Here is a 20,128-nt window from a genome sequence, read left to right as displayed (position 1 = left end):
GAACGAACCTTCGTTTTCCCTTACCCCACGCCCCCTCCGTCCCCCTCCGCCTCTCCCTCCCTTGGTCGGCCCCCGTGGCCCGCACCCCCCACTCTTCTGTCCCCACCCCCGCCCGTCACATCCCCTGGGCGATACGCGTGCGAAGGAGCCCGCGATGAGCGAGATGATCACCGCGGACCTGGTCGACCTCGACCTGTCCGCCGATACGAAGGAAGCGGCGGCGCGTGCCCTCGCCGAGCGCATGGTGACGAAGGGCCGGGTCACCGACCTGGACGGCTTCCTCGCCGACGTGGCAGCCCGTGAGGCGCAGATGCCGACCGGCCTCGACGGCGGCATCGGCATCCCCCACTGCCGCAGCGAGCACGTCACCGAGCCGACCCTCGCCTTCGGTCGCAGCACGGCCGGCATCGACTTCGGCGCGCCCGACGGTCCCGCCGACCTGATCTTCCTGATCGCCGCCCCGGCGGGCGCGGACGACGCCCATCTGACGATCCTGTCCTCCCTCGCCCGCCAGCTGATGAACACCGAGTTCACGGACGCCCTCCGCGCCGTGGACGACGCGGCCCACGCCGCCGCGCTCATCCGGGGCGACGAGACGGCACAGCCCACCGAGACCACCTCGGGCACCGAAGACTCCGCGGCGGTGTCGGGCGGAACGGCCTCCCCCGACGCCGCCGCGGTCAGCACCACCGCCGCCGCTTCCCCGGCACCGGACGCCACCGACGAGCCCGCCTCCGCCCCCGCCCCTGCCCCCGGCGCCCGCCCGTTCCGTATCGTCGCCGTCACCTCGTGCCCCACCGGCATCGCGCACACCTACATGGCCGCCGAGTCGCTGGAGAACGCGGGCCGGGACGCCGATGACGTCGAGATCGTCGTCGAGACCCAGGGCTCGGCCGGTTTCACCCGCCTCGACCCGGCGGTCATCGCCGCAGCCGACGGCGTGATCTTCGCCCACGACGTGCCCGTACGGGAGAAGGACCGGTTCGCCGGGAAGCCCACCGTCGACGTCGGCGTGAAGGCGGGCATCAACCGCCCCGCCGAACTGATCACCGAGGTCCGGGGCAAGGCCGAGCGCGGTGAGGTCACGGCCGCCGCCCGCCCCGGTACCCCCGTCGACCGCGCGGGCGAGCCCGGCGAGGGCTACGGCACCAAGCTGCGCAAGTGGCTGATGTCCGGCGTGAGTTACATGGTCCCGTTCGTGGCGGCGGGCGGTCTGCTGATCGCCCTCGGCTTCGCGATCGGCGGCTGGGAGATCAACAACGCCAAGCCGGTCACCGAGCAGTTCGACTGGCTCCAGGTCGACAGCTGGGCGGCCCTGCTGTTCCAGATCGGTGCCGTCGCCTTCGGCTTCCTGATCCCCGTCCTCGCCGGTTACATCGCGTACGGCATGGCGGACCGGCCGGGTCTCGTCCCGGGCTTCGTCGGCGGCATGATCGCCGCCAACATCAACGCCGGCTTCCTCGGCGGTCTGGTCGCCGGTCTGATCGCCGGTGCGGTCGTTCTCGGTATCCAGCGGATCAAGATCCCGCCGGTGATGCGCGGCATCATGCCGGTGGTCGTGATCCCGCTCGTCTCGTCGATGGTCGTCGGCTTCCTGATGCTGGTGGTGATCGGCAAGCCCATCGCCGAGGCGCAGAAGGGCATGACGGACTGGCTGAGCGGCCTCTCCGGCAGCAACGCCATCCTCCTCGGTGTCCTCCTCGGCCTGATGATGTGCTTCGACCTGGGCGGCCCGGTCAACAAGGTCGCCTACGCCTTCGCCACCGCCGGTATCGCGGTGCAGGACCCCAGCGACTCCGCGATGAAGATCATGGCGGCGGTCATGGCGGCCGGTATGGTCCCGCCGCTGGGCATGGCCCTCGCCACCACGATCCGCAAGAAGCTGTTCACCCCCGCCGAACGTGAGAACGGCAAGGCGGCCTGGGTGCTGGGCGCCTCGTTCATCTCCGAGGGCGCGATCCCGTTCGCCGCCGCCGACCCGCTGCGCGTGATCCCCGCCTCCATGGCGGGCGGCGCGGTCACCGGCGCACTGGCCATGGCCTTCGGTTCGACCCTGCGCGCCCCGCACGGCGGTATCTGGGTCACCCCGCTGATCGGCAAGCCGCTCCTCTACCTGCTGGCCATCGCGGTCGGCACGGCGGTCACGGCCGGCCTGGTCATCGTCCTGAAGGGCATGCGCAAGACTCAGCCGGGCGCGGCACCGGAGTCCGCTCCCGCCGCCAAGACGGAGACGAAGGAGCCGGTCGCGGCCTGAACCCGGGACCGTACGACGGCCGTGGCCGCCTCTCACGCGAGCGGGCCACGGCCGTACGCGTTCCCCTGAGCGGGACGGGGATGGGGACGGGGGCGGTGGCCGGGGGACGGGGCCCGCCGGGTCGGGGGTCGAGCTGCGCGCGTCCGCACGGGTTCCGGGCCGCGCCGGGGGCGGCGAGGCGCCCCGTGCGCCCCTTTGGGCGCTTTTACAACCCGTGTGACTTGTACGCCGTACCTGCGAGATACGTCACGATCCGGGCTCAAAGTCCCATCCGGTGGTGTCTACTGGACGGCATGCCTGAGCACGTGTCGATCCTCCAGCTGTTGGGCGTGGTCGCCCTCGCTCTCGCGGCGGTCATCTGGGTCGCCGTGCTCGTCCGCGTACTGGACCGCGACCGCCAAGTCCACCGCGGCCGCTTCGCCGAGCTGGCCCGGCGGCGCGGGCAGCGGCTGCGGGGCCTGCCCCAGCAGCGCCGCAAGGGCCCGCACGTGGAGCACGTGGAGCTGACCCCGGCGGAACAGGACGCCTTCGCGTTCCTGGCCCGCCAGTTCAGCGACGACCGCCGGGCCTGAGCCCTTCCCTCCGCGCTCCCGGCCGAGGTCTAGCCGAGCGTCCCCGCCCGGCGCTCCATCGCGTCCCGGGCCGCGTCCTCCGTCGCGTACACCTCGCACATGTGGCGTCCGTCCGGTGTGGCCGTGTGCTCGACCTCCCAGAGGGAGATCTCCTGCCCGTCGGTGAGCAGGAACGCGTGCTCGTAGAGCGAGAAGTTCAAGCCGGGCCGGCCGGGCCGGCCGTGCCGCCCGGGACGGTGCGGCCGGCCGAAGGCCTGGGTGATCTCGTGCGCGAACGCGGTCCGCAGCAGCAGGGTGGCGAGCTCGTCCCCGGGAGGGTCCTGGTTCTCGGCGCGGCGCAGCAGCCGACGGGCGTGGTCCGCCGAGTCGTCCGGTACGTAGTCGTGGCGCGGCTCGGGGAACGCCGCCAGCTCCACCACGGCGGGCAGCTCGAAGTCGGAGGCGTCCGGCGGCAGCGGCAGGCGCGCGGTGGCGGCCCGCAGCTCCTCGTCGTCCGTGTACACCTCGTGCTGGGTGTCGCTGCCGGGAGCCGTGTTGTGCACCAGCTCCCACAGGGTGACGGCGGAGCCGTCGGCGAGCAGCCAGGTGTGTCGGTACGTCGCCCGGTGCAGCCCCGAACTGTAGTGCGCGGAGTGCAGCGAGCTGTCGTGCGCGAGGGCGCAGTCGAGCTGTCGTATCGTCTCGTCGGGCAGCTCGAAGGAGTTCAGGGCGCGGCCGAGGAGTCGCGCGAGGTGCTCCTCAGGAGACTCGGGCGACTCGGGTGGCTCGTACGCTGCCGTCTCGTACGGAACGCTCAAGGTTTCTCCCGGCGTTGCTGCATGTCACCTTGTGGGTGCATACCGTAGCCCCTCGATCGGACATCATGTCCGGGAACCGAGAAAACGTACGCCCGTAAAACGAGGAGGCCGCGCGGTTGGTTCCCGCGCGGCCCGACGAACTCCCGGAACACCGGGGTCAGATGGCGTCGCCCGCCGTCCACTCGCTCCACGACATGTTCCAGCCGTTGAGGCCGTTGTCCGGCGAGACCGCCTTGTCGGGGGAGTTCTTGACGATCACCACGTCGCCGACCAGTGAGTTGTCGAAGAACCACTTGGAGACCGTGTCGCCGTTCGCCCCCTGGACGTCCGCGAGGCCGACGCAGCCATGGCTGGTGCCCTCGCGCCCGAAGGGCGGGTTGGACCTGTTGTACCAGTAGTTGCCGTGGATGAAGGTGCCCGAGGTCGTCAGCCGCATCGCGTTCGGCACGTCCGCGATGTCGTACTCACCGCCGAAGCCGACCGTCGACCCGTTCATCCGCGTCTGCCGGAACTTCTCCGAGATCACCATCTGGCCGTTGTACGTCGGGTTGCTCGCACTGCCCGCCGAGATCGGCACGGTCTTGAGCGTCTTCCCGTCCCGCACGACCGTCATGGTCTGCGTGTTCACATCCACCGTGGACACCTGTGAGCGCCCCACGGTGAACGTGACCGTCTTGTCCTGCACCCCGTACAGACCGTTCGCGCCCTCGACGCCGTCCAGGTCGATCTTCATCGTGACCTTGGAGCCGGCCTTCCAGTACTCCTCGGGCCGGAAGTCGAGCCGCTGCGCCCCGAACCAGTGCCCCACCACCTCCTGCCCGCTGTTCGACGTCACCTTGATGTGCGACTGCACGGCCTTCCGGTCCGTGATCGCCTTGTCGAAGGTGAACGACACCGGCATGCCCGCCCCGACGGTGGTGCCGTTGTCCGGCGTGTACGTCCCGATGAAGCTGTTGGCCGTCGACACGGTCGTGAAGATGGAGTTGGCGGCCGACGTCTTCCCGTCGGCGCTCTTCGCGGTCGCGGAGATCTGGTACTTCGTGCCCCGCTCCAACTGCTCCTTCGGCTTCCAGGACCGCCCGTCCGCGGCTATCTCGCCGGCCACGGCCGCGCCGCCCTCGGCGACGGTCATCTTCACCTCGGTCAGCTTGCCGCCGCTGACCTTCACACCGGTCGCGTTGATGGACGCACCCGTCGAACCGTCCTTCGCCGAGATCGTGATCCGCGCTGCCGCGTCCTCGGCCGAAGTCCCCTTGCCACCACTCTTGTCGTCGGCCTTGGCGTCCCCGCCGCAGCCGGTGAGGGTCAGCGCACCGACCACCAGCACGGCACAGGCCCCCACCGCACGCCGCACAGCAATCTTCGGCCTTGTCACGATCTGCTCCAGCTTCTTCGCGTCTAGGCGATCCACGTCATCCGCTCCGGTACGTGGACATAGAGCGAACGACGGCCGAGCGGGTTCCCCCGGTCTCCGTCTCGTGGCATCACGTGACAGAACCGGGACAATCGCCCTCGACGACCCCTGCTGGAACTACCGGCCTCTCAAGCCCCCCTCGTCCCCCTCGCCCCCTCATCCCCCGCGTACAACTCCCCGTAGGACGGCCACACTCCACCCGGCCCGTCCACCGACTCGGCCGCCCGTACCGCCCGTACGATCGCCCGGGTCACCAAGTCCGCCCCCGCCGCCAGGAGTTCGTTCAGTGCGAGCGGGCCGGCCCGGGGCGGCAGCGGCCGGGCGCCCGTCGCCAGCGTGAACACGGTGTCCCCGTCGTTGAGCAGATGCACAGGGCGTACGGCGCGGGCGATGCCGTCGTGCGCCGTACCGGCCAGCTTCTGGGCCTGGGCGCGGGTCAGGTCGGCGTCGGTGGCGACGACGGCAAGTGTGGTGTTCAGCGGGGGAGGGGGGCTCATCGCTGCGGCCTCCGCGACCCGTCGGCGCGCGTTCTCGTGGACCTCCGGCGCCGGATACGCCGGCCGCCCCTGGAACAACTCCCCGTACAGCACCCCCGTCTCCGGATCCATCGCCGATCCCGCCGCGTTCGCCACCACCAGCGCGGCCACCGTGATCCCCGAGCCCAGCACGGTGCTCGCGGTGCCGATGCCGCCCTTGAGTAGTCCGACCGTCGCCCCCGTCCCGGCACCCACGCACCCCTCCGCCACCGGGGCACCGGGCCTGCTCGCGGCGGCTGCCTCGACCGCGGCCCGGCCGGTGGCAGCGTCCGGTCTGGCCTTGAAGTCCCCGCCCCGGCCCAGGTCGAAGACACAGGCGGCCGGCACGACCGGCACCACGTGCGCGGGGTCGAGGCCGACCCGTACACCCCGTCCGCGCTCCTCCAGCCAGGCCATCACCCCCGACGCGGAGTCCAGGCCGTACGCGCTGCCGCCGGTCAGCACCACCGCCTCGACCTTCTGCACCAGGTTGCGGGGGTCGAGCGCGTCCGTCTCCTTGGTGCCGGGGCCGCCCCCGCGCACGTCCACGGCCGCGACCGCGCCGCCCTCCGGAGCGAGCACGACCGTGGTACCGGTGAGCCAGCCCCCGCCCACCCGGGTGGCGTGCCCGACCCGCAGGCCGGGGACATCGGTCAACGCGTCAACTGCCCTGGCCGTCATGAGTGATTCACGATGCCCTCGGCCGCGTGCGCCTCCGCCACGCCGTGCACCGGTCGGACGCCCGCCCGGGCGACGGCCACGACGAAGCACAGGTCGAAGAAGAGCTCCGGCGGCGAGGCGACCCGATGCTCTTCCCCACGCCCCCGTGCGACCAGCCTGCGCACCGGCTCCCGGCCGACGCCGGAAGGGGCGGCGGAAGCCGACGACGAGGCCGCGCCGGAGCCCAGGGGTGGCTCCGGAGCCGAGGGGGTCGGGGGCGTGGAACTGGGCGTCATGGGGCCAAGCACACCAGAAAAGCCGGTGGAATTCTCGCTCGGATGTTCACACTCGGATGTTCACAAGGGCTCGGGTGGACCGGGGGAGTGCGCCGACAGGCCCGGCGCGTGTGGGAGCGGGCCGGGGGAGAGCCCGGGGCCGGAGGCCGTCCGTGCTCGGGGCCGTACTCTGGAGGCATGAGTACCGCTCCCGCCTCCGAACCGCGTGACCCCAAGGCCGCGCTGGTCTTCGACGACCCGCTCAGCCGGCCGTCGTCCGACGACACGGACCACGGGTGGGGCGAGCGGCCCGGGGACGGCGGCGACAGCGCCGCCGACCTGAAGCGCTTCCTCGACGAGAAGCCGCCCCACCACATCTGACACCGCCGGCCAAGGGCTTCGAGCGGCGCTACTCGCGGTCGTGTCCCGAGCCGCGCTGGGCCACCAGGGCGTCGCGGATCTCCTTCAGGACCTCCAGCTCGCTCAGCTCGATGACCTCGTGCGTACCTTCCTTCGCCTTTCGGCGGGCTTCCTGGCGGGCCAGGTACTTGGCCATGGGGAGCACCATCAGGAAGTAGACGACGGCCGCGGTGATGACGAAGCTGAGCGTGGCGCTCAGGACGGTGCCCCACATGATCGGGATGCCTGTGGTGACCGTGCCGTCCGCCGCCACCTTGCAGGGGTGCTCCAGACACGAGCTGTACCTGTCGAGGTCCTTGGTGCCGAAGGCCCCCACCAGTGGGTTGATGACCCCCTTCACCAACGAGTTGACGATGTTGGTGAAGGCCGCGCCGATGACCACGGCGACGGCCAGGTCGACGACGTTCCCCCGCATCAGGAAGGCCTTGAAGCCCTCCCAGACGCTCGGATCCTTCTTGTCGCTCACCACGAGGCCTCTCTGCGCTGGTTGTGGAACAAACGACTCCGCAACCTACGTCAGGGCAGTGCCGGGGTGTGCAAGTGGGTCCCTCCATCGTGGGACTTGACGGGTGGGGGCCGGTGCCGGGGTCCGCGGTCACCACAGCGTCACCGCCAGGCGGGACGTGGCGCCCGCGCCGGCCAGCCGGGCCGCGGTGCGGCGGGGCACGGTCAGGACGACCAGGGCTCCGCTCTCGGTGGCGCTCGCGGTCGGCACCTTGACCACCCGGGCGCCGCGGGCGACGATCCGTGCGGCGCCGCCCGTCGCGGACTCCTCGGCCGCGATCACGTCGACGCGGTCGCCGGGGCGCAGCAGTCGGACCGCCGCGGCGTCGGCGATGCGTACCGGCGCGGTCACCGTCTCGACGACGGTGGGGCGCTCGGGAACCGGGTCGGCCACGGCGTGACCCCTGACCCGTTCGGCTTCCCTCGGACCTGCCCCCGTCGCCAGGAGGGCTGCGGCGGTCACCGCCAGGCCCGCGGCCATGGCTCGCCTTCGGCAGCGGGCGAGACGGCGGAGCCGGTGGGCGCCGCCGCGTACCCGTAGCGGGGCGAAGTGCGGGACCTCGCAGGTGGGAGGGGTGTCCGTGCCGGGCGGTCCGCCGGCCCAGGAGGGGAGGCGCATGGATGCGGACGCGGACGCGGAGGAAAAGACGGGAGTGGACGCGGAGGAAAAGACGGGAGTGGACGCGGACGAGGACGTGAATGAGGGACGGGACATGGGGCCACCACCTGCTGTGCGAGATCGGCTTGCCGTCCCACGATGGGGCTTCGCGGCGGAGCCCGCTGAGGCCTGTGGACTACCCACCGACTGTGGAAAACCCCACCACCCGAACGGGGAGTTCCGCCCTTCGCCCCGCACCGGCCGCGGCGGCACAACCACCCCGCCACAGCCACAGCCACAGCCACAGCCACAGCCACAGTCGCGGCCAAACCGCAGCCGCAGTCGCCGCCACGTCACCGCCGCAGCCACGCCCCGCCGCTAAAGCCACGGCCACCCCGCCACCGCGCTACGGCAGCTCGAACCCCGGATCCATCCCGCCCAGCGCCTTCGTGCACAGGCAGTCCCGGCCGGCGTTCGGCGGTAGTGCGGCGACCGCCTCGAACAGGACGCCGCGGAGGCGGTCGATGTTGGCGGCGAAGACCTGGAGGACTTCCTCGTGGGAGACGCCCTCGCCGGTCTCGGCGCCGGCGTCGAGGTCGGTCACGAGGGTCAGGGAGGTGTAGCAGAGCTCGAGTTCGCGGGCGAGGACGGCCTCGGGGTGGCCGGTCATGCCGACCACGGACCAGCCCTGGGCCTGGTGCCACAGCGACTCGGCGCGGGTGGAGAAGCGGGGGCCCTCGATCACGACGAGGGTGCCGCCGTCCACGGGCTCCCAGTCGCGCCTGCGCGCCGCTTCGAGGGCGGCCTCGCGGCCGACGGGGCAGTAGGGGTCGGCGAGCGAGACATGGACGACGTTGGGCACGGTGCCGCCGGGCAGCGGGAGGCCGTCGAAGTAGGTCTGGGCGCGCGACTTCGTGCGGTCCACCAGCTGGTCCGGGACGAGGAGCGTGCCCGGTCCGTACTCCGGCCGCAGACCGCCCACCGCGCACGGGCCGAGCACCTGGCGCGCCCCGACGGAGCGCAGGGCCCACAGGTTGGCGCGGTAGTTGATGCGGTGCGGCGGCAGATGGTGGCCACGGCCGTGGCGCGGGAGGAAGGCGACCCGGCGTCCGGCGATCTCGCCGAGGAAGAGGGAGTCGCTGGGCGGCCCGTAGGGGGTGTCGACCTGTATCTCGGTCACGTCGTCGAGGAAGGAGTAGAACCCCGATCCGCCGATGACGCCGATCTCCGCCAGGCTCGCCCCTGCCGCCGCGTCGGCCACCCCGACCGTCGGCCCGACCTCGTTGTCCACGTGCTCCGTGTTCGCCATGCCCGCACCCTAACCGGGGCCCGGAAACCGCCGAAGACCCCGCCGGTCGTCGTACGACGGCGGGGTCCCGGACGGAGGCGCTACGCGGCCGAGGTGCTGCTGGTGGAGGAAGAGCCCGATGAGGACGACTTCGACTCCGAGGACGACGAAGACGACGAGGACTTCGCGTCCGACGACGACTTCGCGTCCGACGAGGAGGACTTCGCCGTCGCCGGGCTGCTGCTCGACGACGAGCCGCGGCTGTCGTTCCGGTAGAAACCGGAGCCCTTGAAGACGATGCCGACCGCGGAGAACACCTTCTTGAGGCGGCCATTGCAGCTGGGGCACTCGGTCAGGGCGTCGTCGGTGAACTTCTGCACCGCTTCGAGGCCCTCACCGCATTCGGTGCACTGGTACTGGTACGTCGGCACTGGTCTTCCTCCTGGCACTCTCACTCGATGAGTGCTAACGACAGTCCATAGTGACCTATTCCCCGGGGATCAGTCCACTGTCACCGGCACTCGGTGACCGACGACACGCGCGACGGTACGACTCCGGGGGGTGCCCACCAGCCGCGTACGCAGGGCCAACAGGGTCGCCAGGGCCAGTGCCGTACCGGCCGCCGGCACCAGGAATCCGGCGCCGGTCCACAGCCGGTCCTCCAGTTGTCCGGCGGCCGTGACGGCCGCCGCCTGGCCGAGCGCGACCGCGCCGGTCAGCCAGGTGAAGGCCTCGGTGCGGGCACCGGAGGGGACCAGGGAGTCCACCAGCGTGTAGCCGGTGATCAGGGCCGGGGCGATGCACATGCCGACCAGCAGGCCGAGCACGGCGAGGACGAGCACGGAGTCGGCGGTCCACAGGGCGGCGGTCGCCAGCGCGAGGGCCGTGTAGCCGACGATCAGGCGCCGCCGAGGGGACACCTTCCACGCGAGGGTGCCGCAGACGATGCCGGAGAGCATGTTGCCGGCGGCGAAGACGCCGTACAGGACTCCGTTCAGTCCCGGCTCGCCGATCGACTCGGAGAAGGCGGCGAGCGAGACCTGCATGCCGCCGAAGACGGAGCCGATGCCGAGGAAGGTGACGATCAGGACGCGCACCCCGGGGACGGACAGGGCGGAGACACGCTCCACGCGCGCGTGCGCCACGGGGACGACCTTGGGCTGGGTGCCGCGCTGCGCGGCGAACAGCAGACCGCCGATCAGGGTGAGCCCGGCCTCGGTGAGCAGGCCGGCGGCCGGGTGCACGGCGGTGCAGAGCGCGGTCGCGACCAGCGGGCCGAGCACGAAGGTCAGCTCGTCGGTGACCGACTCGAAGGCGGCCGCGGTGCTCGTCAGGGGCGAGTCCTGGAGCTTGACGCCCCAGCGGGCCCGCACCATGGGGCCGATCTGCGGCACCGAGGCGCCCGTGGGCACGGCGGCGGCGAAAAGCGCCCACACGGGGGCGTCCATCAGTGCCAGTGCCGTCAGGGAGAGGCCCGCCGCCCCGTGGACGAGGATGCCGGGGATCAGGACGGCCCGCTGACCGTGACGGTCGGCGAGACGGCCCGTGCAGGGGGCGAACAGCGCCATGGAGACACCGGTCACGGCGGCGACCGCGCCGGCCGCCCCGTACGAGCCGGTGGTGTGCTGGACCAGCAGCACGATGGAGATGGTCAGCATCGCGAACGGCTGGCGGGCCGCGAAGCCGGGCAGGAGGAACGTCCACGCGCCACGGGTGCGCAGCAGCTGCCCGTAGCCCGGGCGGGACGTCTTCGAGGTGTTCGAGGTGACCGTGGATGCCACGGCCGTGCCTTTCCGCCGCCTGGTAGCGCGCCCGTGCGGGGGGCGCCGAGAGCTGTCCTCTTGCGCTACTGCGGTAGATGCCGGGCCCACGCGGAGGGGGTGTCTCGGCCGCCATACGGTCGCGCCAGCTCTGCGTCAGACAGAGTTGGTCCGATCAAGTGCGCCTTCATCGTACAGGGGGATCGGTCGGGTCACCTGTGAAAATGAGCACCATGGGCGACCGCACCCCCGATTCCAGAGGGTGTGAACAGTGTGAAACCTGCTCTTAACCACCTTCTCCGGAGATCCTCAGCGCCCCGTCCCGCCCTGGCCCTTCCTGTTCCCCGTGTTCCCGTTCGTCGTGTTCCCGTTCCCCGTCCCCAGCCAGTCGGCCAGCTTGCCGCCCTGGCCGACGGCCCTGAGGCGGCGCTCCGCCTGGTCCCGTACGGGGTCGGTGGCGACGACGAGCAGTTCGTCGCCGCGTCGCAGCACCGTGGTCGGCAGCGGCACGAAGGAGGTGCCGTCGCGGACGACGAGGGTGACGGCGGCGCCCGCTGGGAGCCGGAGCTCGTGGACCTCGACGCCGTGCATACGGGACTTCTCGGGGATGTCGACGGACAGCAGGTGGCCGCGCAGCCGCTCCAGGGGCGCCGATTCGATGCCGAGGTCGGCGGCCTCGTCGCCGGAGCCGCCCAGACGCAGTTTGCGGGCCAGCCAGGGCAGCGTCGGCCCCTGGACGAGGGTGTAGACCACGACCAGCACGAAGACGATGTTGAAGATCCGGCGGCTGCCCTCGATCCCGCTCACCATGGGGATCGTCGCCAGGATGATGGGCACCGCCCCGCGCAGCCCGGCCCACGACAGCAGCGTCTGCTCCCGCCACGGCACCCGGAACGGCGTCAGCGCGACGACGACGCTCAGCGGCCGCGCCACCATGGTCAGCACCAGGCCGATGACGAGCGCGGGCCAGATGTCGTCGCCCATCTCGTGCGGGGTGACCAGCAGTCCGAGCAGGACGAACATGCCGATCTGGGCGATCCAGCCGACCCCCTCGGCGAAGCCCCGCGTGGCCGGCCAGTGCGGCAGCTTGGCGTTGCCGAGGACCACGGAGGCCAGGTAGACGGCGAGGAAGCCGCTTCCGTGGGCCAGGGCGCCGGCCGCGTAGGAGGTGACGGCGATGGCCATGACGGCGATCGGGTAGAGGCCGGACGCGGGCAGCGCCACGTGCCTCAGGGCCCAGGCCCCCAGCCAGCCCACGGCGAGCCCGATGGCGGCGCCGATCGCCAGTTCCAGCGCTATCTCGCCGATCAGGACGTACCAGTGTTCGACCGGTCCGGCCATGGAGAGGGCGGCGACGAGGATGACGACGGGGGCGTCGTTGAAGCCGGACTCGGCCTCCAGGGTGCCCGTCACGCGCGCGGGGAGGGGGATCTTGCGCAGCACTGAGAAGACGGCCGCCGCGTCCGTGGACGACACCACCGCGCCGATGATGAGTGACTGCCGCCACTCCAGCCCGATCAGATAGTGCGCGCCCGCGGCCGTGACGCCGACGCTCACCGCGACTCCGACCAGCGCCAGCGAGCCGGCGGCCGGCAGGGCCGGCTTGATCTCCTTCCACTTCGTGCCGAGGCCACCCTCCGCCAGGATCACGACGAGGGCCGCGTAGCCGATGACCTGGGTCAGTTCGGCGTTGTTGAAGTGGATGTCGCCGATGCCGTCCTGGCCCATGGCGATGCCGATGCCCAGGTAGACGAGCAGGCTGGGGAGCCCGCTGCGCGACGAGATCCGGACCGCGGCGACCGCGACCAACAGGACGAGAGAGCAGACGAGCAGGAGCTGGTTGAGGTCGTGGACAGTCAGAGGGCCGAACCTTTCTCGCCGAACCGCACGTGGTTCCGAGTGTGGGCGATGCCGAGCACTGGAGGTGGGCACGCGCGCGTGTGGGCATGCGAAGCCGATCACGGAAACCGTGCGGTTGCGGTTACGCCAGTGCAAGTACTTCGTTACCTTACCTAACTCTTGACGATTTCTTGACGCTTTCGAGGGCAAGATCGAACAGTCGTCCGCGCCAGTTCCCGACTCCGCGTCAAGTCGCGTCGGGCCCTGCGCCTATGGTTGCTCCAGCGTTCAGTACAAAGCACAGCCCGACCTGCCGCTCGTGTTAGGACAGCAAGGACAGCGATGCCCACCGACAACCCCGCCTCCTCCGGCCAGCAGTCCGGCAAGTCCGGCAGGAAGAAGGGACGCAAAGTCCGCCTTCTCCTGATCGTCCTGGTCCTGGCCATCATCGGTGGCGTCGGCTACGGGGCGTTCTGGTCCGTCTCCACCGTGCGCGCCTCCTTCCCGCAGACCAAGGGGTCGATAACCCTGGACGGTCTGTCGGGACCGGTCGACGTCAAGCGCGACGGCCAGGGGATCCCGCAGATCTACGCCTCCTCCGACGAGGACCTGTTCATGGCACAGGGCTACGTCCAGGCGCAGGACCGGTTCTACGAGATGGACGTGCGCCGCCACATGACGGCCGGCCGCCTCTCGGAGATGTTCGGCGAGAGCCAGGTCGACAACGACGAGTTCCTGCGCACCCTCGGCTGGCACCGGACCGCCGAGGAGGAGTACGAGAAGACGCTCTCGGCCGACACGAAGAAGTACCTCGACGCGTACGCCAAGGGAGTCAACGCCTACCTCGCCGGCAAGGACGGCGAGGAGATCTCCCTGGAGTACGCGGCCCTCGGCTTCTCCAACGACTACAAGCCCGAGGAGTGGACCCCGGTCGACTCGGTCGCCTGGCTGAAGGCGATGGCGTGGGACCTGCGCGGCAACATGCAGGACGAGATCGACCGCGCCCTGATGACCAGCCGCCTCGGCCCCAAGCAGATCGCCGACCTGTACCCGCAGTACCCGTACGACCGCAACAAGACCATCGTGCAGGAGGGCCAGTACGACGAGCTGACCCAGACCTGGTCGGACGGGTCCGGGTCGACGCAGAGCACCGACGGCTCCACGCAGGGCACCGGAACGGGCACCGGCGGCACGGGAACGGACACGGGCACCGCCGGAACGTCCACGGACTCCGGGGCCCTCCAGACCCAGCTGGACGGCCTCTACAACGTCCTGGAGGACCTGCCCGAGGCCGTCGGCGTGAACGGCAACGGCATCGGCTCCAACTCCTGGGTCGTCTCCGGCGACCACACCATCACCGGCAAGCCGCTGCTCGCCAACGACCCGCACCTGTCGGCGGCGCTGCCGTCGGTCTGGTACCAGATGGGCCTGCACTGCAAGTCCGTCTCCGCGAAGTGCCAGTACGACGTCGCCGGCTACACCTTCTCGGGCATGCCCGGCGTGGTCATAGGACACAACGCCGACATCGCCTGGGGCATGACCAACTCCGGCGCCGACGTCACCGACCTCTACCTGGAGAAGCTCACCGGCGACGGCTACCAGTACGGCTCCAAGGTCCTGCCGTTCGACACCCGCGAGGAGACCATCGAGGTCGCCGGCGGCACGTCCAAGAAGATCGTCGTCCGCACCACCAACAACGGCCCCCTGCTGTCCGACCGCAACGACGAACTCGTCCAGGTCGGCAAGAAGGCCACGGTCGACCAGGACGCCCCCGACCGCGGCGACGGCTACGCCATCGCCCTGCGCTGGACCGCGCTCGACCCCGGCACCTCCATGGACGCCGTCTTCGCCATGAACAAGGCCAAGGACTGGGACGGCTTCCGCGAGGCCGCCGCCCTGTTCGACGTCCCCTCGCAGAACCTGATCTACGCCGACACCGAGGGCAACATCGGCTACCAGCTGCCCGGCAAGATCCCCACCCGGGGCAAGGGCGACGGCTCGCTGCCCGCGCCGGGCTGGGACACCAGGTACCGCTGGAACGGCTACATCGACCAGGACGAACTGCCGTACGAGTACAACCCGGAGCGCGGCTACATCGTCACCGCGAACCAGGCCGTCGTCGACGAGAAGTACCCGTACACGCTCACCGCGGACTGGGGCTACGGCACGCGCGCGCAGCGGATCACCAGCCTCATCGAGTCGAAGATCAAGGGTGGCGGCAAGATCTCCACCGACGACATGCGGCAGATGCAGATGGACAACAGCAGCGAGATCGCCAAGCTGCTGGTGCCGCTGCTGCTCAAGATCGACGTCAACGACAAGAACGTCCGCGAGGCGCAGAAGCTCCTGGAGGGCTGGGACTACACCCAGGACGCCGACTCGGCCGCCGCCGCGTACTTCAACTCGGTCTGGCGCAACATCCTCAAGCTCGCCTTCGGCGACAAGCTGCCCAAGGAGCTGCGCGTCGAGGGCCAGTGCCTGTCGGTCGAGCCGGTCAACTCCACGGGCCCCGCGGACGAGGACCAGCGGGTGCGCGAGTGCGGCAAGCGGGACGCGGACCAGGCGCAGCCGGACGGCGGCGACCGCTGGTTCGAGGTGGTCCGCCGGATCATCGACGACCAGGACAACGCCTGGTGGTCCACGCCGAAGACCCGCACCCAGGTCGCCGTCGACACCCGTGACGAGCTGTTCAAGCGGGCCATGCGCGACGCCCGCTGGGAGCTGACCGCCAAGCTCGGCAAGGACATCGACAGCTGGAACTGGGGCCGGCTGCACCGCCTGTTCCTGAAGAACCAGACCCTCGGCACCGAGGGCCCCGGTTTCCTCCAGTACATGCTCAACCGCGGCCCCTGGAAGCTCGGCGGCGGTGAGGCCACGGTCAACGCCACCGGCTGGAACGCGGCGGGCGGCTACGAGGTCGTCTGGGTGCCCTCGATGCGCATGGTGGTGAACCTCGGGGACCTCGACAAGTCCAAGTGGATCAACCTCACCGGCGCCTCCGGGCACGCGTACAACGCGCACTACACCGACCAGACCGACAAGTGGGTCAAGGGCGAGCTGCTGACGTGGTCGTTCTCGGACAAGGCGGTCGAAGCCGCCACGAGCGACACGCTGCTGCTGAAACCGTGACGCCCGCCTGAACAGGAAAGCGGCCTCCACGCACGCGTGGAGGCCGCTTTCGCGTCCGGATCACCGGAAGCGGCGTACCCCCGAAGGCGTCACCACCGCGTGGACCGGGCGGTCGTGCGGTTCTTCCGGGACACGGTCCACGACCTCCGTGTCGTACAGGAGCACCACCAGCGCCGGGTCGGTGCCCGCGCGGTCCAGGCGGGCCAGGACGCGGTCGTACGAGCCGCCGCCCCTCCCCAGGCGCATCCCGCGCCCGTCGACGGCCAGGCCCGGGAGCAGGACGACCTCGGCGGAGGTCACGGCGTCGGGGCCGAACCGGTCGCCCGCCGGCTCCAGGAGCGCCATCCGGCCGCCGTGCCGCACGCGCGCGAGGGAGGCCTCTCCCACGTAGACGCCCCAGTCGAGGTCGTTGTCGGGCAGCAGGACCGGGAGCAGGACGCGCACGCCCCGGGCGCGGAGTGCGTCGAGGAGCGCGAGGGTGCCCGGCTCGCTCCCCACGGAGACGTACGCCGCGACCGTGCGCGCCCGCGCCAGTTCGGGCAGATCGAGCGCCCGGCCCGCAAGGGCGTCCGTCGTTTTCCGGACGTCATCCGGAGTCAACCCGTTCCTCACCAGGAGGAGCTCTCGACGCAACATTCGCTTGGAAAGCTCCGGTTCAGGTCCCATCCGGCTCATCGGTCGCTCCAGTTTTGTTCGTAATCGGCTTATATGAGAGCGAATTCATCGGAGCCACAGATTCCTCACAAAGGCACCCGTTAGGGTTGCGGCCATGAGTGAGGCGAACCCCAGGATCAGCAAGGCTGTCATCCCCGCGGCGGGTCTGGGCACCCGGTTCCTGCCCGCGACGAAAGCGACTCCCAAGGAGATGCTGCCGGTCGTGGACAAGCCGGCGATCCAGTACGTGGTCGAAGAGGCCGCGTCGGCGGGGCTCGACGACGTCCTGATGATCACCGGCCGGAACAAGCGCCCCCTCGAGGACCACTTCGACCGCAACTACGAGCTGGAGTCCGCCCTCCAGAAGAAGGGCGACGCCCACCGGCTCGCCAAGGTCCAGGAGTCCAGCGACCTCGCGACCATGCACTACGTCCGCCAGGGCGACCCCAGGGGCCTCGGCCACGCCGTCCTGTGCGCCGCCCCGCACGTGGGTGACGAGCCCTTCGCCGTCCTCCTCGGCGACGACCTGATCGACCCCCGCGACCCGCTCCTGAAGCGCATGGTCGAGGTCCAGGAGCACCACGGCGGCAGCGTCATCGCCCTCATGGAGGTCGCGCCGGAGCAGATCCACCTCTACGGCTGCGCGGCCGTGGAGGCCACCGAGGACGGCGATGTCGTCAAGGTCACGGGCATGGTCGAGAAGCCGGACCCGGCCGACGCCCCGTCGAACTACGCGATCATCGGCCGCTACGTCCTCGCCCCGCAGATCTTCGACGTCCTGCGCCGGACCGAGCCGGGCCGCGGCGGCGAGATCCAGCTCACCGACGCCCTCCAGCAGCTCGCCGTGGACGAGAAGGTCGGCGGCCCCGTGCACGGCGTCGTCTTCAAGGGCCGCCGCTATGACACCGGGGACCGTGGCGACTACCTGCGTGCCATTGTCAGACTCGCATGCGAACGTGAAGACCTGGGACCGGACTTCCGGACCTGGCTTCGCAGTTACGTAGCCGAGGAGATGTAGCCACATTGAGCACCGCCGCGACCCGCACCACCGGACCGGGCCACCTCTGGTCGGTGACCGAGCACCTGGAGGACATCCTCGCCACCGTCCGCCCCCTGGAACCCATCGAGCTGCAACTCCTCGACGCCCAGGGCTGCGTCCTGGTCGAGGACGTCACGGTGCCGGTCTCACTGCCGCCGTTCGACAACAGCTCGATGGACGGGTACGCGGTGCGCGTCACGGACGTCGCGGGCGCGAGCGAGGAGTTCCCGGCCGTGCTCACGGTGATCGGGGACATCGCGGCGGGCCAGGCCGAGCCGCCCCGGGTGGGACCCGGCGAGGCCGCCCGCATCATGACCGGCGCCCCCCTGCCGCCCGGCGCGGAAGCGGTCGTCCCGGTGGAGTGGACCGACGGCGGCCTCGGCGAGGGACCCGTCTCCGGGATGCGCGCCCGCAGCGCGAGCCCCGAGGGAGCCACCGGCCAGGTCGCCGTGCACCGCGCAGCCGAGGCACGCGCGCATGTGCGCGCCGAGGGCAGCGACGTCCGCGCCGGCGACCGCGCCCTCGCCGCGGGCACGGTCCTCGGCCCGCCGCAGCTCGGCCTCCTCGCCGCCATCGGCCGCGCCACCGTACGCGTACACCCGCGCCCGCGCGTGGTGGTGCTCTCCACCGGCAGCGAACTGATCCCGCCGGGCGACACGCTGGCCACCGGCCAGATCTACGACTCCAACAGCTTCGCCCTCACCGCCGCCGCCCGGGACGCGGGCGCCATCGCCTACCGCGTCGGTGCCGTCACCGACGACGCCGAGACGCTCCGCTCCACCATCGAGGACCAGCTCGTGCGCGCCGACCTGGTGGTCACCACCGGCGGGGTCAGCGTGGGCGCGTACGACGTGGTCAAGGAGGCCCTGGAGTCCGTCGGCGACGAGGACGAGGAGGGTGCCGGCATCGACTTCCGCAAGCTCGCCATGCAGCCCGGCAAGCCCCAGGGCTTCGGCACCATCGGCCCCGACCACACCCCGCTCCTCGCCCTCCCGGGCAACCCGGTCTCGTCGTACGTCTCCTTCGAGCTGTTCGTCCGGCCCGCCATCCGCACCCTGATGGGCCTCGACGACGTCCACCGGCCGACGGCCACGGCGACCCTCCGGGCGCCCAAGGCCCTGACCTCGCCCGCGGGCCGTCGGCAGTACCTGCGCGGGACGTACGCCGACGGCGAGGTGACGCCCGTCGGGGGCGCCGGATCGCACCTCGTGGCGGCCCTCGCACAAGCCGACGCGCTGATCGTGATCCCCGAGGACGCCGAGTCGGTCGAGCCCGGTACGGAGGTCCAGGTCGTCCTGCTCGGCTGAACCATCGAGGGTGGCGTACCGTGTCGCGCACAACAGACCGCGCGCCGCACCGCGACGGGCCCCGATCGGGAGCGCCACACCACCATGAGTACGCCGCAGGACCGACTGACCCACATCGACGAGGCGGGCGCCGCCCGCATGGTCGACGTCTCCGGGAAGGACGTGACCGCGCGCACCGCCCGCGCCAGCGGCCGGGTCCTGGTCTCGCCCCAGGTGGTCGAACTGCTGCGCGGTGAGGGGGTGCCCAAGGGCGACGCCCTCGCCACCGCGCGCATCGCCGGGATCATGGGTGCCAAGCGCACCCCCGACCTCATCCCGCTCTGCCACCCCCTGTCGGTGTCGGGCGTCAAGGTCGACCTGTCGGTCGCGGACGACGCCGTCGAGATCCTCGCCACCGTGAAGACCACGGACCGTACGGGCGTCGAGATGGAGGCGCTCACGGCGGTCTCCGTCGCCGCCCTCACCGTGATCGACATGGTCAAGGCGGTCGACAAGGGCGCGGTCATCACGGACGTACGCGTCGAGGAGAAGACGGGCGGCAAGTCGGGCGACTGGAGCCGGGCATGACGGCGCCCACCGGGGACGCCCGCACCGCGTCGTACCGCGCGCTCGTCGTGACCGCCTCCAACCGGGCCGCCGCCGGGGTCTACGAGGACCGGGGCGGGCCCTTGATCGCCGAAGGGCTCGCGGGCTTCGGCTTCACCGTCGAGGGCCCCCAGGTCGTGCCCGACGGCGACCCCGTGGAGGCCGCGCTGCGGGCGGGTGTCGACGCCGGGTACGACGTGATCGTGACGACCGGCGGTACGGGTATCTCGCCCACGGACCGCACCCCCGAGGCCACCCGCGCGGTCCTCGATCACGAGGTGCCGGGCATCCCCGAGGCGATCAGGGCGTACGGCCGGGACAAGGTGCCGACGGCGGCGCTCTCCCGGGGCCTCGCCGGAGTCGCGGGCCGGACGCTGATCGTCAACCTGCCGGGCTCGACCGGGGGCGTCCGGGACGGCCTGGCCGTACTGGAACCCCTGCTGACCCACGCCGTCGACCAGATCCGCGGCGGGGACCACTCCAGACCCGGTCACGGGGGTGCGAGCTGAACAGCCCAT

At 71.1% G+C, this 20,128-nt stretch carries 19 protein-coding genes; 8 read left to right on the top strand and 11 right to left on the bottom strand.

The window, feature by feature from the left end:
- Positions 1-154: 154 nt before the first annotated feature.
- Positions 155-2,254 carry a fructose-specific PTS transporter subunit EIIC gene (locus tag OG272_RS20795; protein WP_327729264.1) on the top strand — a complete coding sequence of 700 codons (2,100 nt, stop codon included), beginning with the start codon at positions 155-157 and terminating at the stop codon, positions 2,252-2,254.
- Between the two features lie 293 nt (positions 2,255-2,547).
- Positions 2,548-2,826 carry a hypothetical protein gene (locus OG272_RS20790; protein WP_326582151.1) on the top strand — a complete coding sequence of 93 codons (279 nt, stop codon included), beginning with the start codon at positions 2,548-2,550 and terminating at the stop codon, positions 2,824-2,826.
- Between the two features lie 29 nt (positions 2,827-2,855).
- Here the strand turns inward: OG272_RS20790 and OG272_RS20785 are convergent, their stop codons facing one another.
- The 4 genes from OG272_RS20785 to OG272_RS20770 all read right to left on the bottom strand — a co-directional run bounded on the left by OG272_RS20785 (position 2,856) and on the right by OG272_RS20770 (position 6,508).
- On the bottom strand, positions 2,856-3,623 hold the full coding sequence (locus OG272_RS20785) for a DUF6227 family protein (RefSeq protein ID WP_326582152.1): 768 nt from the start codon (positions 3,621-3,623) through the stop codon (positions 2,856-2,858).
- Between the two features lie 157 nt (positions 3,624-3,780).
- Entirely contained in the window at positions 3,781-4,998 is a 1,218-nt protein-coding gene (locus tag OG272_RS20780; RefSeq protein WP_326585784.1) for an Ig-like domain-containing protein, read from the bottom strand.
- A gap of 167 nt (positions 4,999-5,165) precedes the next feature.
- Positions 5,166-6,233, bottom strand: coding sequence for a P1 family peptidase (locus OG272_RS20775; RefSeq protein WP_327729266.1), 1,068 nt, complete (start codon positions 6,231-6,233; stop codon positions 5,166-5,168).
- A complete protein-coding gene (locus OG272_RS20770) occupies positions 6,230-6,508 on the bottom strand; it encodes a hypothetical protein (protein ID WP_405894377.1) in 279 nt (92 codons plus the stop codon). The genes OG272_RS20775 and OG272_RS20770 overlap by 4 nt, the downstream gene beginning before the upstream one ends.
- Before the next feature lie 177 nt (positions 6,509-6,685).
- On the opposite strand from OG272_RS20770, the gene OG272_RS20765 reads away from it, so the two are divergent.
- On the top strand, positions 6,686-6,868 hold the full coding sequence (locus OG272_RS20765) for a hypothetical protein (protein WP_327729267.1): 183 nt from the start codon (positions 6,686-6,688) through the stop codon (positions 6,866-6,868).
- Between the two features lie 28 nt (positions 6,869-6,896).
- On the opposite strand, the gene mscL is transcribed toward OG272_RS20765, so the two are convergent.
- The 6 genes from mscL to OG272_RS20735 form a co-directional block, all read right to left on the bottom strand.
- Positions 6,897-7,373 carry a large conductance mechanosensitive channel protein MscL gene (gene mscL, locus OG272_RS20760; protein ID WP_326582155.1) on the bottom strand — a complete coding sequence of 159 codons (477 nt, stop codon included), beginning with the start codon at positions 7,371-7,373 and terminating at the stop codon, positions 6,897-6,899.
- Positions 7,374-7,502: 129 nt separating this feature from the next.
- Positions 7,503-8,030 carry a hypothetical protein gene (locus OG272_RS20755; protein ID WP_405894374.1) on the bottom strand — a complete coding sequence of 176 codons (528 nt, stop codon included), beginning with the start codon at positions 8,028-8,030 and terminating at the stop codon, positions 7,503-7,505.
- A 385-nt stretch (positions 8,031-8,415) separates the two neighbouring features.
- Positions 8,416-9,318 carry an S-methyl-5'-thioadenosine phosphorylase gene (locus OG272_RS20750; protein WP_327729268.1) on the bottom strand — a complete coding sequence of 301 codons (903 nt, stop codon included), beginning with the start codon at positions 9,316-9,318 and terminating at the stop codon, positions 8,416-8,418.
- Positions 9,319-9,398: 80 nt separating this feature from the next.
- Entirely contained in the window at positions 9,399-9,728 is a 330-nt protein-coding gene (locus OG272_RS20745; protein ID WP_326582158.1) for an FmdB family zinc ribbon protein, read from the bottom strand.
- A 69-nt stretch (positions 9,729-9,797) separates the two neighbouring features.
- Positions 9,798-11,078, bottom strand: coding sequence for an MFS transporter (locus OG272_RS20740; protein ID WP_327729269.1), 1,281 nt, complete (start codon positions 11,076-11,078; stop codon positions 9,798-9,800).
- A gap of 288 nt (positions 11,079-11,366) precedes the next feature.
- Positions 11,367-12,989, bottom strand: coding sequence for a potassium/proton antiporter (locus OG272_RS20735; protein ID WP_405894371.1), 1,623 nt, complete (start codon positions 12,987-12,989; stop codon positions 11,367-11,369).
- A gap of 249 nt (positions 12,990-13,238) precedes the next feature.
- On the opposite strand from OG272_RS20735, the gene OG272_RS20730 reads away from it, so the two are divergent.
- On the top strand, positions 13,239-16,025 hold the full coding sequence (locus tag OG272_RS20730) for a penicillin acylase family protein (protein WP_405894369.1): 2,787 nt from the start codon (positions 13,239-13,241) through the stop codon (positions 16,023-16,025).
- A gap of 60 nt (positions 16,026-16,085) precedes the next feature.
- Here the strand turns inward: OG272_RS20730 and OG272_RS20725 are convergent, their stop codons facing one another.
- A complete protein-coding gene (locus OG272_RS20725) occupies positions 16,086-16,700 on the bottom strand; it encodes a 5-formyltetrahydrofolate cyclo-ligase (RefSeq protein WP_327729272.1) in 615 nt (204 codons plus the stop codon).
- A 94-nt stretch (positions 16,701-16,794) separates the two neighbouring features.
- Between OG272_RS20725 and galU the strand changes: the two genes are divergently transcribed.
- The 4 genes from galU (at position 16,795) to OG272_RS20705 (ending at position 20,119) form a co-directional block, all read left to right on the top strand.
- Positions 16,795-17,697, top strand: coding sequence for a UTP--glucose-1-phosphate uridylyltransferase GalU (galU, locus tag OG272_RS20720; protein WP_326582163.1), 903 nt, complete (start codon positions 16,795-16,797; stop codon positions 17,695-17,697).
- A 5-nt stretch (positions 17,698-17,702) separates the two neighbouring features.
- Positions 17,703-19,025, top strand: a complete 1,323-nt coding sequence (gene glp, locus OG272_RS20715) for a gephyrin-like molybdotransferase Glp (protein ID WP_327729273.1) — start codon at positions 17,703-17,705, stop codon at positions 19,023-19,025.
- Between the two features lie 84 nt (positions 19,026-19,109).
- A complete protein-coding gene (gene moaC / locus OG272_RS20710; RefSeq protein WP_326582165.1) occupies positions 19,110-19,592 on the top strand; it encodes a cyclic pyranopterin monophosphate synthase MoaC in 483 nt (160 codons plus the stop codon).
- Positions 19,589-20,119 carry a molybdenum cofactor biosynthesis protein B gene (locus OG272_RS20705; RefSeq protein WP_405894367.1) on the top strand — a complete coding sequence of 177 codons (531 nt, stop codon included), beginning with the start codon at positions 19,589-19,591 and terminating at the stop codon, positions 20,117-20,119. Before moaC ends, OG272_RS20705 begins: the two co-directional genes overlap by 4 nt.
- The last annotated feature ends 9 nt before the right edge of the window (positions 20,120-20,128 follow it).

Origin of the sequence: Streptomyces sp. NBC_00104 (assembly GCF_045160825.1) — a bacterium.
Classification (GTDB): domain Bacteria; phylum Actinomycetota; class Actinomycetes; order Streptomycetales; family Streptomycetaceae; genus Streptomyces.
The sequence above is the reverse complement of the archived record's forward strand: the minus strand, read 5'-3'. Positions and strand labels throughout refer to the sequence as shown.

Coding starts and splice junctions, on each gene's coding strand:
- OG272_RS20725 (WP_327729272.1), bottom strand. CDS start 16,700: ATGAGCCGGATGGGACCTGAACCGGAGCTTTCCAAGCGAATGTTGCGT.
- OG272_RS20775 (WP_327729266.1), bottom strand. CDS start 6,233: ATGACGGCCAGGGCAGTTGACGCGTTGACCGATGTCCCCGGCCTGCGG.
- OG272_RS20730 (WP_405894369.1), top strand. CDS start 13,239: ATGCCCACCGACAACCCCGCCTCCTCCGGCCAGCAGTCCGGCAAGTCC.
- OG272_RS20755 (WP_405894374.1), bottom strand. CDS start 8,030: ATGCGCCTCCCCTCCTGGGCCGGCGGACCGCCCGGCACGGACACCCCT.
- OG272_RS20765 (WP_327729267.1), top strand. CDS start 6,686: ATGAGTACCGCTCCCGCCTCCGAACCGCGTGACCCCAAGGCCGCGCTG.
- OG272_RS20790 (WP_326582151.1), top strand. CDS start 2,548: ATGCCTGAGCACGTGTCGATCCTCCAGCTGTTGGGCGTGGTCGCCCTC.
- OG272_RS20795 (WP_327729264.1), top strand. CDS start 155: ATGAGCGAGATGATCACCGCGGACCTGGTCGACCTCGACCTGTCCGCC.
- OG272_RS20770 (WP_405894377.1), bottom strand. CDS start 6,508: ATGACGCCCAGTTCCACGCCCCCGACCCCCTCGGCTCCGGAGCCACCC.
- OG272_RS20750 (WP_327729268.1), bottom strand. CDS start 9,318: ATGGCGAACACGGAGCACGTGGACAACGAGGTCGGGCCGACGGTCGGG.
- moaC (WP_326582165.1), top strand. CDS start 19,110: ATGAGTACGCCGCAGGACCGACTGACCCACATCGACGAGGCGGGCGCC.
- galU (WP_326582163.1), top strand. CDS start 16,795: ATGAGTGAGGCGAACCCCAGGATCAGCAAGGCTGTCATCCCCGCGGCG.
- OG272_RS20705 (WP_405894367.1), top strand. CDS start 19,589: ATGACGGCGCCCACCGGGGACGCCCGCACCGCGTCGTACCGCGCGCTC.